The following is a 15,560-nucleotide window of genomic DNA, read 5'->3' on the forward strand; positions in this document are numbered from 1 at the left end:
CTTTACTTCTGAGTCTTGAGTCCTGAATCTGAAATCTTATTTTAGGGTTAGACATGGGAGGTACCGGGGACGTTTTGCGGAGGCAAAGTCCCGGGGTAAATCCGGATTGGTTTTTCAGTACAGGGGGAAACCCTTTACGAGGCGGGATTTCCCGGCCTGCTACTAAAAAACAACTGATATGAATGTTTCTGAAAATAAGCCCTAAAGGCCGCAGTGGCTGTGCACCCCCACTGTAAGTGTCATCCCGCGCATCGGACGAAGTCTGTTTGCTAAGCAAAAGCCCTTAATCGCAACCTTAAAAAACCAACACTACCCCACTTCCACCCGCTTTTCTGCTTCATTTGGATAATTGGAATAAACAGACTACTTTTAACGTACCAGTTTAAAAATGTGCTTACTCCCACTCTCTGGCTCCAACAAGGGCTTTGGTGTGCTTGGAGCAAAATTTTGTTTAACCGATTCTGTGCGGCATTTGCGTACACAGGATCCTTACCCTTCGCAGCCGTGGGTATAGCGTTGACGTTCTTTATCTCCCAAACGGATTGGGAAAGCTGTGGCGGGAACCTTCAGGTTCTTGTGTATTTAAGGGGGTAAATGGGCAAATGTCGTTCTCATACTGATGTGTTTTGGGTTTATGGAACGATGTACTCGGAAAAGTATGGAGAAAAATAGAGGCGAACTCCAATGCTTTGAAAGAGGCACCGCAAAGAGCCACCATGATTTCTCATGGCTCCACAAAGTCTTACATGAAGTTCGCCCTATTAGATATACAAAAGTAATGAAATCTAATAGATAGTGGCGAACCCATGTCAACTCATGTGGAATATTGCGGTTTTCTTTCACGAGTGACATCATTTATGAAATGTCTTAATTATTTCATAGTAATCGCATTTTTAATTATTAACAAATATAAACACTTTGACGTAATACGCCAAACTTTTTCTATAAAATTTTTTAGGATAATGAAAATAAATAGACTCGACGATATATTTAAAGAAAGAAAAGTACAAAACAGAATATTAGCTAAATACTTTAGCAAATCTGAGGAAACAATCTCAAAATGGAGAAATAACAAGCGACAACCGTCACTTGAAAATCTTTTGGCTATTGCACAATTTCTACGCGTTGATATATGCGAACTATTGGAACCTACAAATTGGGCAGATAAAAAATCAGAGACCTATGATCAGTTTTCAGCGAGAGTTAAAGATGAAGCCAATAAGTAACAGTAACCAGTGAGGTTATAAAAATAATATGAAGCTAATGAGCAGTGAGGTACTTAAGACTCCAAGGTAAATACTTTTTATATATTTAGCTTATAAATAATGTATCCCTATAGTTATCAGTAGCGAAGTACCATAAGTAGTTTTTATGAATTTCGGGTTATCTACAATATAAAGCTAATACTGAAGCAATGAATCAATTTGGAGGAAACTGGAGTGAAAACAAAATCGAAATTTTAGTTGGATATGCTAAAGCTTATCTAACTATAATGAACAAATTTGCTGAAAAATTTAATTGGCAATTATTATACTTTGATGGTTTTGCTGGCTCTGGACACATTAAGGGGGAAGATGGAAATGAAAATCCAATAGTTGGTGCAGCGAAGAGAATATTAGAAATAGATGAACCTAGAAGTTTTGATCTGTATTATTTTGTAGAAAAAGAAAAGGTATATGCTGATTTACTACATAAAGTAACGGTTGAAGCTTTTCCCAACAAAAAGATATTTATTGCAAACACGGACTGTAATCAAAAAATAGAATCTCTAAGTAACTTTCTTTCCTCAAAAAAAGGAAAAGCTTTTAAAGCACTTGCATACATTGATCCCTATGGAATGCAATTAAATTGGAAATCTTTAGAAACATTACAAAAACATTCTGTGGATGTATGGATTTTAGTTCCCACAGGAATGGGAGTAAATCGGTTACTAAAAAAGGATGGAGACATTTCTGACGCATGGCTATCTAGGCTAGAAAATTTCTTGGGTATGACGAAAGAAGATATTTTGCCGTATTTTTATCAAGAAGCTAAAATTTACACATTGTTTGGAGAAGAAACTAAAATAACAAAGGAAGAAAATGCGATAGAAAGATCAGCCAAATTATATGAAGAAAGATTAAACAGCCTTTTTAAATTTGTATCAAAACCATACGTACTGAAAAACAAAATGAATTCTGTAATGTTTCACTTTTTCATGGTATCAAATAACAAAGCAGCAATTAGTATAGCGAATGACATAACCAAAAAGTACAACGATGGCACAATCTAATATAGAATGGACAGAAATGACTTGGAATCCCACGACTGGATGCGACAAAATATCTCAAGGATGTAAATTCTGTTATGCAGAAATAATGTCAAAAAGATTGCAAGCTATGGGTGTTGAAAAATACAAAGATAATTTTGCTGTAAGAACACATGAAGAAGCATTAAAAATTCCATATACATGGAGAAATTCCAAAGTTGTATTTGTAAACTCAATGAGTGATCTATTTCATAAAGATATCCCACTGGAATTCATTAAAAAAGTTTTCAAGGTAATGAATAGCAATCCACAACACGTTTTCCAAGTATTAACAAAACGTGCTGAAAGACTTTTAGAACTGCATACAGAATTAAAATGGACGCATAATATTTGGATGGGAGTTTCTGTTGAAAATGAAAAATTAAAAGATAGAATAGACTATTTAAGACAAACCAACGCAAAGGTGAAGTTTTTATCTCTTGAGCCCTTAATTGGTCCTTTACCTAATTTGAATTTAAAAAATATTGATTGGGTAATTGTGGGTGGAGAAAGTGGACACAGACCACGCCCTATGGATGCAGATTGGGTAATTGATATCCAAGCACAATGTGAAACGCATGAAGTCGCATTCTTTTTTAAACAATGGGGTGGAAAAAACAAAAAAGCAAATGGTAGAGTTCTAAATGGTAGAACTTATGATGAAATGCCAGAAATAGAATTACAGCAAAGTGTTTAAAAAGTCACGATAATAATTAAGCTATCGTTTTCCGACGGACAATAAATTCCGTTGGATCGAAGTTGTAGGTAACTTTTTGGCTCCTACAGAGTAGCCGTTTAGAAAATTTAAGCAATCTAACCACTCTTCTTTGAACAGGCCAATGAATGGGAAGATTACAATTGATTGTGTGACAACCAAAGGTGAAAATAATTTTGATGCCTCGTCTGGGGTACTTAAAAGTACTGTTAATCATTGATAAGCAGTCTTTTTGTTCTTAGAGTTGGCTAAAGGGGCTAATTATTTATGATCTTAAATTATAAATTTATAATTTCCATTAATTGTTCTAGTAAATATTCAGAATCTAAGTCCTCTTCTTCTTTCAACATATTAACAAATCGCGGCTCGGTTGCTATGGTTATCGCTACAGAATTTGTTATAAGACTTTTAAAAAAGGAAAGATTTTCCGGATTGATTGAACTTTTTGTTTTGAAAAAATCAAGATCAATATCCAAAATATAATTTTGTTTCCACAAGTTAGGGTCTATATAATTGTCATAAAACGAGAAGCACGGCTGTAAATTTTCCGTATTTATTACTGTATTACTATCCTTAACACAAAGCGCATTTACGATTATTTTTTGACCCTCATATGCTTCGTCGAAATTGATCATGTTGTAAGCTCCCCATTTTCAGTACACTTCAAAAGTAGAATTTTTTCTTGATATATATTGCTGTTGTTGTTGTCGGATGTGGAAAATAGGCAGGAACCGCAGTGCCCAATTTTCACTGATAAGCACATCGGCACTGCGGCCGCCGACAAACTCCTTTAAAAACACCCGCAATCTTAGCAGGACTGAATGTGCTCTTTGTCATTGTACTGATTGCCGGCTTAAGTTAAATAATTTTATACTTTTAAAACGTGCTGTTTTCGGGGGAGAAGGTCAGAATGGGTAAAGTATTTTTCAAAATTCTTTTTCATTTTGTTGTAATGTAATGTTTGGATTACCATATAAATGCATCGCTAATCTCCCTTCAGGCACATAAAATGAATCTGATATTTCCTGTTGATAATCAGCTAAACTATTATTTGCTAAATATACAGACTCACTTATTGTAAAACCATCTCTAAAATTTTCTAAAAAAAATCTTAACCAAAAAGATGGAATAGTAGCATCTAAAGCCCAAAATGGAGCTATTACAGAACTATAACCATACTCAATCAATTCGTAAATTAAGGATTGAACCTTGTTGGAGAATATGTCTTCATTAATAGAACCTGAATGACAAATAAACAATATTGCGATTTTACCATGACCGAAAATCGATTCTTTATTGACTACAAATTTATCATCATTAAGAGAAACAGCTTTAAAACCAATTTTATCTAATTCTCCATGAGCAAAGAAGATGTTGATATCTTTATCGAACGGTTGCTCAGGAATGCTTTTAGTAAAAACCTCTATATTAAATTCATCAAAAACAGGTTTTATCTTGTCATATCCTAGATTTAGTGTAGGGTCTCCATCTTCAATGGGTATCCAACAGTTTATTAGTAAACTTTCTATTATTACATCCTCGCAATACTCTACAAACCATTCGATTAATAAAACATTTGTAGTGGGTTTTTTTGAGCCAATAAAATCTCCATTATTAACAATTAGATTAAATGGTGTTTTAGAAACTTCTAAATTGGTAGTTATAAGTAATTCTTCAAACTCATCATTTATATCTATTGAAGTATAGTTTAATTCCGCTAGCAACTCTGAATAATGTTTTTCTTGTTCTTCAATTCCGTAATAATCGGCAGAATTGAAATGAAATTTATTCTTACTCTTCAAAAAATTATGCTTAGAGTTCCAAGTTGTGAGGGCGTTAATCGTAACTTTTTTATCACTATTAATTTTAAGATAATGAACTTTATTTTTATGACTAAAAAAGTATATGAATAATTGTTTAGGCTTTAATGTTAGTTTGTCTAAAATATTTTTCAAATAGTGGTCAAATATTTCACTATTCGAATTATCAATAATAAACTGTAGTTCCCCACTACTATCAATATTTGTTTCTTTATAAATGAGGCGTATATCATTAAGAACAATTCCAGTCAATAATATGCTTTCAAAATCATCTTCTTTTAATGCATTTTCAATAATAACATTTGTATCCATTTCAAGATTAGTTATCTCAGATACAAAATCATTAACATTATACGTTGTAAATATCCTTTTTATGTTTTTAATAAAAGTTGCTTTTGTATCTGCAGTATAAAAATGTCTACTTTTTATTGGTAAGATATCTTTTTCATCTAAAATCTCTTCTATTGAGTTGATAGTATCATCCACATTTACAGTCGCAAATCCCTCATCATTAAGTCTTTTTACATTATAGAAGTAATTCAACCAAGGTATTGCCCCTTTTGCTCCGTATTTAAAAATACGCTCCTTATTTTTACTGAAAAACATAATAGAATCATCTACTATTTTTTCTCTATCTTCTTGTTTTCTATTTGCTATAGATAAATAATATGTTCTATGAACTTTCTGATAATCATATTCTTCTAGTTTTAAACTTGTCATATAATTAAATACATCATCTAGGACTGTAGGTAATTCTAAACTTCTAGCAAACTTTAAAATATTGTAAAATACATCTATTGCTTCAGTATAAGGTAATTTGTCAACTACGGATAAGGAGTTAAGATAAAAACAACTGTAAATAAGCGAATTAAATTTATTGCGTTGCTGGTCTGAACACATAAATAATATTCCCCAACCTTTATATTCCTTTCCTTCTTTTATTGCAATAGCAAATATTTCCTCAGATAAATTTCTCGCTTGTTGATATAGAAAATTATGATTCAAAGTTGAAATTATATTACTAACACCTAAATAAAAATAATCACTCAAATTATACATGGTCTTATAATATCTGATGATTGCTAGCATCAATAGATAATTTTCTATATCTTCGGGTTCATACTTTTTAATTGTTAGAGATGAAATTACATCTATTGCCAGAGAAATAATTTCTTTCTCCTCTTCTTTTGTAAATGTATTTTCAATATCTAATGTGGTTACACTGATCTTATTATTTTTTTCAAAGATTTTTTCCAAACACTTGAAGACTTCTTCAGAATTGTATTCTACCGATTTGAACTTCATATCTTTTTTCAATTTTATGTTGTTCAAGTATCTAAATGATATGCTGAAATAATGTAATAAATGAACATAGCCATCAATATTAATTTCAGAAAACATCTTAATTAAAACGTGTCTGTGTGAAGTTAATTGGTATTTACTAAAAGTTATATAATGAAATACGTTAGTTAATCTAAATAGTATATTTTTATTTGCCAAATCACTTAATTTTCCCGCAGGATTAATCAAATATTGATTTGTTAATGCATTAGAAAGTATATTCAATTCATATTCAATATTGCTATCTTCTTTTTCATAATAATAATGGTCAATATAAATTTGAATATCAGCATCATCAGGTAGTATTGGTGTTTCTGACCAAAATAATTTGTTTTTTATTTCATATATAGGAACTGGAAAATGCAAAAAATTCACAAGATTATTGTTAAAATCATCTTCATCATCGTAATATGTAAAACGACTCATAATATCTGATTTTACTCCTTTCTTATTCCTTATAATCTGTCCTTTTTGAAATGCTCCAGTAACAAGGTAGTTTCTCAGCAATATAATGTCTAAAATAGGTACCCCATTTAATACTAAGCCAGAATATTTATTATAATTAGTTAAAATAATCGGAATATATGGCTTCGTACTGTTGGCATTTAATGCTTTTTGTTTTTTCTCTATTTCAGATACCTCATTAACGATTTTATCTAAATAATCAGCATTTTCTTTAGCTTCGATTGGAAATTCTAGAAAGTGGAAAATATTAATTGTTAAGTAGTAATCTCTAAGTTCTAAAACGATTTGATTTGAAATCTCTTCGTCAATTTTGATTTTAGAATATTTAATTTCAGTCAGTTCAGACAGTATAAGTTTTTTAAATATCTGTTGTCTCTCAACAATATCTATTTTTAGTGTATTTAAATAACTTTCTAATAATAAACTGTAATTAGGCGCAGTAAGTATTGAAAATGATAAATATATTTTATTGTCATTTTCAAACAGTGGTTTACGCCAAAAATACGGAGAATTACTTTTATCAGTAATAGAGTGAATTACGGTATTTATTTTTACCTTATCTAAATTCGTGATAAAGTTTATTTTCTCGATCAATAAATCTTTATCTATACTAAAAGGTGTATTTTTTATAGTAACATTTTTTGTAAAAACCTCTTCTGATGTTTTCTCTACCAATCGAGAAATAAAACTAAATATTTTTACTAGCTCTATTAACTCCAAATCCTCATAATCGTCTTTTGAAAATATACTTTCTAATCTCAAAGATGTAACTATGTCATGAATTTCGGATTCATTTGTATTTTGATATCCAACATTTGGGAAAATATATCCATCCAAAATTTTTACGGATATAATAGATTTTCCTCTTTTTTTCTCTTTTACAAATCTTTTGAATCCAAAGGAATATTCATTGTAATTGTTTAAACTTCTTACTTCTCCTATCACCTCTAATGTTGATAGCATAATATTTGTTTCGGATTTTTTTATTTTAATTATTTTCCCATCCTCTTCGAAAATTACTTTTCCATTTTCATATTTTACAATTTCAAAAAAAGAATTAAATGCATAAAGTTCTGAAGCTAAGTTCCAAAGTTTTCTAGAGAGTTCTATCAATAAACCATCTGGATAATCCTCAATAGTTTTTGCCCCAATTAATTCCTTTCCTAAGGAATTAAAAAATTCCATTAGTATAATAGCAACGTCTCCACCTTTTTCCATTCCCTGTACTAAAGGAATATGGGCACCATTTTCGAATGAAATTTTTTCAAATGCAACAGATTCTAAACTAAATACTTTACTTTCTTTTCTCGCAAAATCTAATTGCTTAAAATATAATTTTCGAACTTCATTATAATGATAATTAACGACTATATATATAAATCTTAAAGCTTCTTCTTTGGTAAGTTTGAGAGTTTCAAAAACTTCTATAAAACCCCTGGAACAATCTATAAATATGTTATGACAAAAGAATAAAAAATCAATAATATCTTTATTTTCATCCTCCAAACTAGTATCTTCAATTAGTCTTTTTAGTTTCGCAACATCAAATTCTAATGAAAAAGGATTTTCTTCTAATATGACTTCTCTATTTGTTTCCATTCGGGTTCTAATATCGCTCTTTAATTGTGGCTGCTTGCCGGTTTACTTATTTGTTTTCTATAACTACCCCTTTAGGCACTCCATCTCTATCGCTTCGTCCGCAAAATCTCCGGCTTCAAATATTAAAGAACTCCGTCAACCCTTTAAAGTATCCTTCGAGAAACTCATTTCTGTCTGTGGGGTGAGCCCATGTTGCATGATTAGCATTCGGATAAAGCGTTGGAGAAGGCTTATTGTAAGTCGGTTCTTGTTGTGTAAGCTCCCCATTTTCAGTATACTTCAAAAGTGGAATTTTTGTCGATATTTTGCTGTTGTTGTTAGATGTGGAAAAGCAGTCTGGAAAAGGCACTGCCCTTTTTTCACTGGCAAGCGTATCGGCACTGCGGCCTCCGGCAAATTATTTTATAACACCTGCAATCTTTGCAGTACTGAATGTGCTCTTTTTCATTGTTTTAATTACGATTTAAAATTTAAATTCTTAAACCGTACTGCTTTCTGGGGAACTTACAATCGCTGCTTTAAAGGATCAAATTTCACGATAAAATTTTGTAAATACTCTGAATTTTCGCACGCAATTGTCTGGTGTGCGTAATCATAATTTGCTTTATTAAGCATATATATTTGGTCACTAGTAACATAATGAATTCCTGGTGGTCTAGGTAAAATTTTAAGTTTTGAGGAGCAGAAATGTAAATAGAGTTTACTCGTTAACGGTAAACCAATGTAAGCTATTTCCTTTGCATCAGGGTTAAAATGGTTATTTATACGTTCTCGCACTGTAGCGGCTCCAAAGTCTGGCAAAATAAAATAGTCATTTTCATTTTGAGGTATTTCAATTGATAAAATAAGATCACCCATAGCTTTGATTACATTGTTAGCAAATTCAATGTAGTTAAGACTATTGCTATATTTTACTTCATCGTCAAAGCCGAAAAATCTTTCATATTCAGCCTTTAATTCATCAGTTCCCATTTCCATAATAATCTTCATCCCGTTTTTGAGTGTATCATCAGTATGTTTTTTACGAAAAGGAGTTCTTAATTCAGCGATCAAACCATAACCTGATAGATATATTAATGCTTCTTGTGTCTCATCATTTAAATTTTTTGTCTCAATAAATTTCTTTACTATCGCAACGCAACCCGGGAAGTCTTTCTCAAAGTTTTGATTCAATTCTTCTTCGATTGTAGAATAGTCATATGTGCTATCGGCTAAACGTTTGGTATTCAAATTTTTTTCACTAAAAATTCTCTTGGTAGTATTTTTTTTATAGTGCCGATTTTGGATTTTATCAAAAAGATAAATCTCGTTTTTCTCATTATTAAAAAAATTTCTTATGTGCGCCTGGGAAATATAGTGGTGGTTCTTGGGTACACTCATAATCTGGTTTTAAAGTTGGACTATTATTTCACTAAATTATCTTCGTAAGTGAAGTGTAAGCTCCCTATTTTCAGTACAATTTAAAGGTAGAATTTTTTTCTTGATTATTTACTGCTGTTGTTGTCGGATGTGGGAAAGTCCCAGGAACAGCAGCGCCTTATTTTGACTGACAAGCATATCGGCACATAGGTCCTGCTAATTTCTGTGAACAAAAAGCAATCTATGCAGCATCAATGTGCTCTTTTCATTGTCTTAATTACGATTTAAAGTGAATTAGTTATATGCTTTTAAACTGAATTGTTTTCGGCGGAGCTTGCACATTTAGGTGCAACGGCATTTCAACACTCGTGCTAAAACCACCATTTGGAATGAAACCATAATTTTTAGTATTTTCGGACTTTAAAAGTAGAAAAAATGGAAAAGATAAAATTCATTGACTTATTTTGTGGAATTGGAGGTTTCAGAGTTGCTATGGATGAGGCTTGTGTTGAAAACAACCTTATTCCTCAATGTGTTTTTTCTTCGGACATTGACAAGTATTGCCAAGATAGCTACGAAAATAACTTTGGACACAGACCAGCAGGCGACATTACCCAAGTTGACCCAAAATCAATTCCAGACCACGATATTTTATTTGCAGGTTTTCCGTGTCAACCTTTCAGTATAATCGGACAAATGAAAGGTTTTGATGATACAAGAGGAACATTATTTTTCCATATTGCAAATATTTTGAAAGAGAAAAAACCAAAGGCTTTTATCCTTGAAAATGTGAAGCAATTAGTTGGACACAATGGCGGACAAACTTTAAAAGTTATTATCAAAACTTTGCAAGATTTAGGTTATCACGTTCAATATGCAGTGCTGAATGCTCTAGATTATGGTCTCCCGCAAAAGAGAGAAAGGGTTTTAATTGTTGGACATAGAGAACCAATTTTATTTTCTTTTCCATCGCCTATAAAACCATTTAAACCACTTTCTGAAATTTTAGAAAAAAAGGTAGATAAAAAACATTACGCATCTGATTACATTCGAGATAAAAGAAAAGAAAGTCACAAGTCAGCTTACAAACTTTCTATTTGGCACGAAAATAAATCGGGAAACATATGTAGTTATCCATACTCTTGCGCTTTACGTGCTGGAGCTTCTTACAATTATTTACTTGTAAATGGAGAAAGAAGATTAACGCCAAGAGAAATGTTTAGATTACAGGGCTTCCCTGATACATATAAAATCATTAATAACGATACTCAAGCGAAAAAACAAGCGGGTAATGCTGTTCCTGTAAACCTTGTAAAAGCCACGATTTTAAAGCTACTGCCCTTTGTAGCTACTACTTTAGATATGACAAACCTTTTGAGAGAATATGAAGTAGAATATAACTAATGAGTAAAAAGCCAAGATTAAGAACAGTTGAAAAGTCGTTACCGCCATTTCCGTTAAACGAATTTCCAAAAGATTTTCCATTCATACTTGGAAAAGAATTAGTGTATTTACTTGCCTCAAAAGGCAAAGCAATACTAGAAGGTTCGGAATTTGAATCCATATTTGCAACTTGCATTGGTGCAGATTGGAAACCTTCAAATGTTGGTCTTGACGATATTATACTTGGCAATACAGCTTGGGGAGCAAAAACCGTAAAAGCTACAAAACCAGCGACACAAAAAAAGGTAAGACTGATTTCAGGACGTAATTCGCCTGTTTATTCATTCGGAGAAACTATTGATACACATCACGACCCAAATGCGGTTGGGAAATCAGTTTTAGAAATTTGGAATGAAAGGGTTTCAGCTGTTAGAGAGAAATTTCAAAATCTTAGAACAGTTGTTATGGTAAAGTCTAACGACTTAACCGAAGTAGTTGTATTTGAATTTGACACCATTCGTTACGACCCTGAACTTTTTGTATGGGAATGGAATAAAAACGGTAATCTTCGTGGAATTGAAAAATCAACGACAGAACATCGATTTACTTGGCAACCTCACGGTTCCCAGTTTACCATTATAGAAGAAATTCCCGAAGATAGCTTACTCATAAAAATCAAAGAACCTAAAACGCTAAACAAAGAAGACATTTTGAAAGCACTTGGCTTTGACAAAACGTGGATAAGTGTATCGAAAAGAAGCTAATTAGCAAAAGCTGACTGCGCCTAATATCTAAGCTTTAGCTTCGCTCCATTCGCCTGCGCCTCTGGTCCTTTGGTCTGCTTGACACAAAAGGGAAGATTCGCCTAAGGCAAATGAAAGCCCGTTTAACCTAACCTCCGGATGTTTATTAACCGAAAAGAACAGGAAGGTATTCGCAGGGAACACAACGGTTTGAGAGCCACTGCCTACCCTATTGCGTTCTTTTCTGCACTTCATTAAAGATAGACGGGAATAAGTCGCTCCTTTCGCATCCAATGTGATTAAGGTTTATCGTATTTCGCAGGTAGGAGGCGTATGGCCGTTCTTTAGCGTTCCTCCTCTTCGTCCTGTTCCAAGATGAACTGAAAGCCACAAAGCTCTGAAAGGCATTTGTGGCGCTGCGACCGTTCGGATTGGGCTGTGATATCGGTTCTGTTGCCGAAGTGTGGACAGGTGGCGGGCTGGTCAATGCTTAGAAAAATGGGCGGATGTTCCATAGTGGGCTTAAGAGGTAAGGGGGTTTTGGCCGGAAATCTACAAGCCAAAAATGTAGGTTGTTATTTTCTATCTGCAAAGCGCACTACGCAAAAACATGCAGAAAGGCTCAAAGTGAGGACACTTTGCGCAGCAGGTCTATTCGATTTATTAGATTGAGCAGTTAAAAAATACTGGCAGTTTCATAAATTTGATGACCATGACACCTATCGTTACACAAGAGTCTATTGTTAAGAAAATTAGGGGCTACAATAAAGCCCATTTACTTAATAACCTATTTTATACATTAAAACAGATCGACTTAAAGGAAGAGAATAATCATCCTTTATGGCATTATCTTTTATTGATAAAATGGACATTATTGTACGGGAACGATAAAGGAAAAAAGATTCTTTCAAGGGAAAAATTTATAACACTTTTAAAGTATGTTGAAAAATTTGAAAAGAAATCATTAGATCATTACGTCAAAAATCATGAATGGGATAAATTTTTTCAAATTATAGGCTATCAGCAATTCTATCTGCAACAGGAAGTGCATTGGAGTGATTTTGCCAGACAATTAAAACTATTTGGCTCTTCCTTGAATAGTAAATATGATATAGAGAAATCTTTCAATGAATCATCTGGCCTGCAGCTTTTTGACTTTATATTTTTCATGCATATTTTATGGATGTTTACTTTAGCAAACAGGATGAAAAAAGGCGTAATCTATACAGGTTATATTGGAGAAGAAATTCATGAAATGATGAGAGATATCTTTAATCTTAAAGCGGAGTTTGACAACTTTCTTGTATTACTGACGCTGAATAAATCAATCGTGGGGAAGTCAATAACTCAATTCAAAACAGGAATAAAGAAAACCAACTTACAGGCATTTGAAATGTCATTTTTTACTCAACTTCCTTTTGTACTAAATAGTGAAAATAAATATGAAATCGTACACAGGAATATTTTTAACTATTGCTGCAATTATTTTCTCTATGATTATTTAAAAGCCAATGATGAGAAATTTACTGGGGAGTTTGGAAGAAGATTTGAAAAGTATGTTGAATTAGGCTTAAAAGAGTCTGGTGCAACATATGTGAGTGAACAGGATTTAATAAGAAAATTTGGTAAAGGAGAAAAAATCGTAGATTACGTAGTGGACAATCAAGTATTGATAGAATGCAAAGGGATTGAACCTAAACCATTGTCCTCCGTAATCCCTGAAGATGGAATTGTCTACAATGCTTTTAAGGATTCAATTTTTAAAGCATATTTGAAGCAAATGCTGAATGTAGTAAAGCTACATGAAAAGTTAAAAGATCCTCTATATGGTATCATTATATGTTATAAAGATTTTTACTTATCTTCTTTGGATGATTTTTGCGGGATTTTAAGTGATAATATAGAATCCATATGTATTCAGAATGGGTGGGAAGTTAATCCTCTTCCTCCTGAAAATGTATTTGTAATCAGTATTGTTAATTGGGATATAATTGTTGAGCACGTTAAAGAATTGAGAGTTACACTGCCTGATTTACTTAAACAGGCTGTTTCAAAAAATAAGAAAGAAAAGAATAAATGGTTTTTAGGTCTTTTAAAAGAATATGGTAACGCAAAAGCCAATCTTTCTTATCTTGAGTTAGAAAACAGAAAACTTTCAGAAGCAATTAAAACGCCATCTAAAAAAATGTAGTTGATTTTATTATTTATGTTGTACTGGTTCAAGGTTATTAAATTGCCTCTTGTTCTTGCTTGTTAAAAGCCGCCAGATTTATAAAAACAGTAAAGAGGACGGCACGCCGCTGCACGAAGCCCTGCCGGAATATCTGAACGGTGCCGTGCTGATACCCGATGATACTTTCGTACTGGTGGGCTACTCGACCAGCGAGGAACGTTTCCGGTGGTATGAGGACAATAACCGGTATATCTTCCGGATGGATGAAGAAACGGGTTCGCTGGAACTGCACAGCGAGGTAGTCAATGCAAAATACCTTTTACTTAGACGCAGCGGGCAGCCGTACGCAAGGGACCTGTATGAAATAAAAAGCAGGGGGCCGAAAGTATTCTCCAGCCAGTATTTAAATCAGCTGTAATATCCACCCTCCGCGCGGCCAAAGGATTATTATTTAGCCATTGAGATTGAGAGGGTGAGCGATCCTGAGTTTGAGGATGTACTCTGGGATTTTAAAGAACTCGAAGCCTACAAAAAAATACAGCTGGAGGTTAAAAACCCGTACAGCAAAGCAGGGATGCCGTTTGCAGTGTCGCTTACTAAACTGATGAGGGTGAAGGTGAAGGGATAAGGCCTCACGTACAGGAAAATCTTTAATCACAAAGAACACGAAGGTATTCACAAGGGAAACAAAGTGGGTTTGAAAGTGTTTAGTAAGAGCCAAGGCAAAAGTAAAAAGGAAAAAGTGAGTCGAGCGACAGGCCCAAGTTGGCTTCGAGGGCCGCAGCTATCGGAGGACTATGAAGGGGTAAAGTTGCAGAGTTGTAAAGTTGTAGAGTTGAAAAACTGTTGTTTTTTTTACCACAGAGGGCACGGAGGTTTTCACAGAGAACACAAAGTTAAAACTATCTGAAATCCAGAATCTTAAGTCTTGCAAGCAGGATTGAAAAAAACCGACTTTGGGATTGCTTCGTCGCCTCCTTTGTCGGCAACTCGCAAGGATGCGGGTAATTTAGGACTTTACCCGGCGGTATATAACTGTTGCGGAGTTCATGACAAAGAACAGATCCCCGCTTTCAGAAAAAGTGCTGATCATTCTGCACTCCCCATTCCTGTACCTTATAACCGGATATCTGTCCAGTTAAGCATAAGAAGTTCGAGCACAGCATAGCAGCCGGCTGAAATGGCGGACAGTCCTTAGGTATTATTTCCCGTTTTTCAGATAAGCTTTCACTTTATCTGCACTGTTGCCTACTGACTTTACCGCAGCTTTAAGTTCTGCAGGTGAGACTCCCAATTTTTTTAGGGGTATAATCTTACTCTCCATGTTGCTTTACTAAAACAAAAAAGCTGCAATCTATTTTGTTAGAAAGCCAGAACTGGATGTTCTGGCTTTTCTATATCATTTTCTCATCAAAGAAACTGGATAAATTGCAACTAAAGATATTGCCATTATTGAAAGTGCAATTTTTTTATTACGTTCTATTTTCTTTTTTAATTCTTCTACATTCCTAATTTGATTTTCGGTGGGGTTCAATCCCTCCAATTGAGTTTCGTACTTATCTGCAACACATAAATCAACATATTTTAAACCAGATCCCAATAATGAAATAAATAATGCAATCATTAATATTGTTTTTATTTTCATAATATTTTATTTTGACCCCAAATATGACCA

At 33.4% G+C, this 15,560-nt stretch carries 13 protein-coding genes; 8 read left to right on the forward strand and 5 right to left on the reverse strand.

The annotated features are described in order from the left end of the window. The first annotated feature begins 962 nt into the window (after nt 1-962). From F7R58_RS07795 to F7R58_RS07805, 3 genes are all read left to right on the forward strand, one after another. Nucleotides 963-1,226, forward strand: coding sequence for a helix-turn-helix domain-containing protein (locus F7R58_RS07795; protein ID WP_158064370.1), 264 nt, complete (start codon nt 963-965; stop codon nt 1,224-1,226). Nucleotides 1,227-1,414: 188 nt separating this feature from the next. Continuing rightward, complete coding sequence (gene tcmP, locus F7R58_RS07800; protein ID WP_158064371.1) at nt 1,415-2,272, forward strand: three-Cys-motif partner protein TcmP; 858 nt, start codon at nt 1,415-1,417, stop codon at nt 2,270-2,272. Next, nucleotides 2,259-2,984, forward strand: a complete 726-nt coding sequence (locus tag F7R58_RS07805) for a DUF5131 family protein (RefSeq protein WP_158064372.1) — start codon at nt 2,259-2,261, stop codon at nt 2,982-2,984. Before tcmP ends, F7R58_RS07805 begins: the two co-directional genes overlap by 14 nt. Before the next feature lie 944 nt (nt 2,985-3,928). Here the strand turns inward: F7R58_RS07805 and F7R58_RS07810 are convergent. Further along, entirely contained in the window at nt 3,929-8,227 is a 4,299-nt protein-coding gene (locus tag F7R58_RS07810; protein WP_158064373.1) for a hypothetical protein, read from the reverse strand. A gap of 504 nt (nt 8,228-8,731) precedes the next feature. Beyond that, nucleotides 8,732-9,607 (reverse strand): DUF4238 domain-containing protein, encoded by an 876-nt coding sequence (locus tag F7R58_RS07815; protein WP_158064374.1) that lies wholly within the window; start codon nt 9,605-9,607, stop codon nt 8,732-8,734. 414 nt (nt 9,608-10,021) lie between these two features. Between F7R58_RS07815 and F7R58_RS07820 the strand changes: the two genes are divergently transcribed. Continuing rightward, complete coding sequence (locus F7R58_RS07820) at nt 10,022-10,990, forward strand: DNA cytosine methyltransferase (RefSeq protein ID WP_158064375.1); 969 nt, start codon at nt 10,022-10,024, stop codon at nt 10,988-10,990. Then, nucleotides 10,990-11,733, forward strand: coding sequence for a hypothetical protein (locus tag F7R58_RS07825; protein ID WP_158064376.1), 744 nt, complete (start codon nt 10,990-10,992; stop codon nt 11,731-11,733). Before F7R58_RS07820 ends, F7R58_RS07825 begins: the two co-directional genes overlap by 1 nt. A 323-nt stretch (nt 11,734-12,056) precedes the next feature. Here the strand turns inward: F7R58_RS07825 and F7R58_RS07830 are convergent, their stop codons facing one another. After that, on the reverse strand, nt 12,057-12,275 hold the full coding sequence (locus tag F7R58_RS07830; protein ID WP_158064377.1) for a hypothetical protein: 219 nt from the start codon (nt 12,273-12,275) through the stop codon (nt 12,057-12,059). A 149-nt stretch (nt 12,276-12,424) separates the two neighbouring features. Between F7R58_RS07830 and F7R58_RS07835 the strand changes: the two genes are divergently transcribed. From F7R58_RS07835 to F7R58_RS12960, 3 genes are read left to right on the forward strand one after another with little or no spacing between them, the layout of a single operon-like run. Continuing rightward, nucleotides 12,425-13,903 (forward strand): hypothetical protein, encoded by a 1,479-nt coding sequence (locus F7R58_RS07835; protein WP_158064378.1) that lies wholly within the window; start codon nt 12,425-12,427, stop codon nt 13,901-13,903. Between the two features lie 49 nt (nt 13,904-13,952). After that, nucleotides 13,953-14,303 carry a hypothetical protein gene (locus tag F7R58_RS07840; RefSeq protein WP_158064379.1) on the forward strand — a complete coding sequence of 117 codons (351 nt, stop codon included), beginning with the start codon at nt 13,953-13,955 and terminating at the stop codon, nt 14,301-14,303. Nucleotides 14,304-14,357: 54 nt separating this feature from the next. Then, entirely contained in the window at nt 14,358-14,513 is a 156-nt protein-coding gene (locus F7R58_RS12960) for a hypothetical protein (protein ID WP_187695221.1), read from the forward strand. A gap of 573 nt (nt 14,514-15,086) precedes the next feature. Here the strand turns inward: F7R58_RS12960 and F7R58_RS07845 are convergent. Both F7R58_RS07845 and F7R58_RS07850 read right to left on the reverse strand, forming a co-directional pair. Continuing rightward, complete coding sequence (locus tag F7R58_RS07845; RefSeq protein WP_158064380.1) at nt 15,087-15,209, reverse strand: DUF3606 domain-containing protein; 123 nt, start codon at nt 15,207-15,209, stop codon at nt 15,087-15,089. Nucleotides 15,210-15,284: 75 nt separating this feature from the next. Continuing rightward, a complete protein-coding gene (locus tag F7R58_RS07850) occupies nt 15,285-15,530 on the reverse strand; it encodes a hypothetical protein (RefSeq protein ID WP_158064381.1) in 246 nt (81 codons plus the stop codon). Nucleotides 15,531-15,560 lie beyond the last annotated feature (30 nt).

Source organism: Chryseobacterium sp., assembly GCF_008831505.1.
Taxonomy (GTDB): domain Bacteria; phylum Bacteroidota; class Bacteroidia; order Flavobacteriales; family Weeksellaceae; genus Marnyiella.

What these genes read in the sequence shown, in the direction of transcription:
- F7R58_RS07795 (WP_158064370.1), top strand. Translation starts at nt 963, where the DNA reads ATGAAAATAAATAGACTCGACGATATATTTAAAGAAAGAAAAGTACAA.
- tcmP (WP_158064371.1), top strand. Translation starts at nt 1,415, where the DNA reads ATGAATCAATTTGGAGGAAACTGGAGTGAAAACAAAATCGAAATTTTA.
- F7R58_RS07805 (WP_158064372.1), top strand. Translation starts at nt 2,259, where the DNA reads ATGGCACAATCTAATATAGAATGGACAGAAATGACTTGGAATCCCACG.
- F7R58_RS07810 (WP_158064373.1), bottom strand. Translation starts at nt 8,227, where the DNA reads ATGGAAACAAATAGAGAAGTCATATTAGAAGAAAATCCTTTTTCATTA.
- F7R58_RS07815 (WP_158064374.1), bottom strand. Translation starts at nt 9,607, where the DNA reads ATGAGTGTACCCAAGAACCACCACTATATTTCCCAGGCGCACATAAGA.
- F7R58_RS07820 (WP_158064375.1), top strand. Translation starts at nt 10,022, where the DNA reads ATGGAAAAGATAAAATTCATTGACTTATTTTGTGGAATTGGAGGTTTC.
- F7R58_RS07825 (WP_158064376.1), top strand. Translation starts at nt 10,990, where the DNA reads ATGAGTAAAAAGCCAAGATTAAGAACAGTTGAAAAGTCGTTACCGCCA.
- F7R58_RS07835 (WP_158064378.1), top strand. Translation starts at nt 12,425, where the DNA reads ATGACACCTATCGTTACACAAGAGTCTATTGTTAAGAAAATTAGGGGC.
- F7R58_RS07845 (WP_158064380.1), bottom strand. Translation starts at nt 15,209, where the DNA reads ATGGAGAGTAAGATTATACCCCTAAAAAAATTGGGAGTCTCACCTGCA.
- F7R58_RS07850 (WP_158064381.1), bottom strand. Translation starts at nt 15,530, where the DNA reads ATGAAAATAAAAACAATATTAATGATTGCATTATTTATTTCATTATTG.